This is a genomic window from Lactiplantibacillus sp. 30.2.29, assembly GCF_018991255.1.
Classification (GTDB): Bacteria; Bacillota; Bacilli; order Lactobacillales; family Lactobacillaceae; genus Lactiplantibacillus; species Lactiplantibacillus pentosus.
The window spans coordinates 1-893 of sequence record NZ_JAGYGU010000102.1 but is presented as its reverse complement, the minus strand read 5'-3'; the positions used below and the strand labels follow the sequence as shown (position 1 = coordinate 893).

The window sequence follows — 893 nt, the reverse complement described above, 5'->3', positions numbered from 1 at the left end:
TGAATTTAAAAGCCCCCCTTTATCACGCTTATTTTCCAAACTATTTACTATATCAGCATATAGGTTGGACCAATATGCTGAACCATCGGTGTCAACCTTACTTAGATCTCTGTAAAACTGGCTAAGTTGACTTAACACATTGTTTCTATCATCACCGTTTAGTCTTGATAAAGATGATTCAATTTCAATCTCGTCGCTAAATGGAGACTTTAGAAACTGACGGTTATTTCCCTTTATTGAAGTAAATTCTGAGAATATATTCTCAAAGTGATCATCAGCTAATGATTGATACAATGGCACTTGATCATAAAAATTTGTAAATGGGAAAATTTTTCCATCTATTAAGTCAGTATTTTTATTAGTACTTCCATCGCTTCTCTCTACAGCGAAATACAAAGCTACTAAGGGATTACTTGTTAAATCTAATAATCGGGTAGGTAGTTGATGATGTTGCATTAATGCCAGGCAATCAAAGTTATTTTTGCAGTCACCAAATAATTCTGGATATTTGGTGATGAAGTCATTTATTAGCTTATCTTCATTCTTCAAATAATTTTCATTACGAATTAGGCTAGGAAGAGTATTAGGAAAATCCTGGTTTTGACCTCTATAATAAATGTTCATTTGTTTTTCTGAATTAGATTGCTTCAGTTTGCTCTCTTGGATTAAATGAATCTTCTCCACTTTGTTAATATAATCACTCAAACTCGTAACTTGCTCTATAGCTTCTGTTGTATCACTCATAGTTTAGTCCTTTCTTACCTTGTTGATGTAATTAGTAATCGCTACTTGAAATTTTAGTTTATATTCTCACTGCCCCTATCACCTTTATTGCCTTACATATAATAATATAGCAATCTCATCAATTTTTTTGTTTTTGGTTAGGGCTCTAC

1 protein-coding gene is annotated in these 893 nt (G+C 32.3%); it reads right to left on the bottom strand.

Translation table 11 applies throughout. The features are described from left to right. Window positions 1–744 (bottom strand): FRG domain-containing protein (locus tag KGF65_RS16695; protein WP_216788268.1); only part of this gene is annotated, 744 nt, incomplete at its 3' end. Window positions 745–893 lie beyond the last annotated feature (149 nt).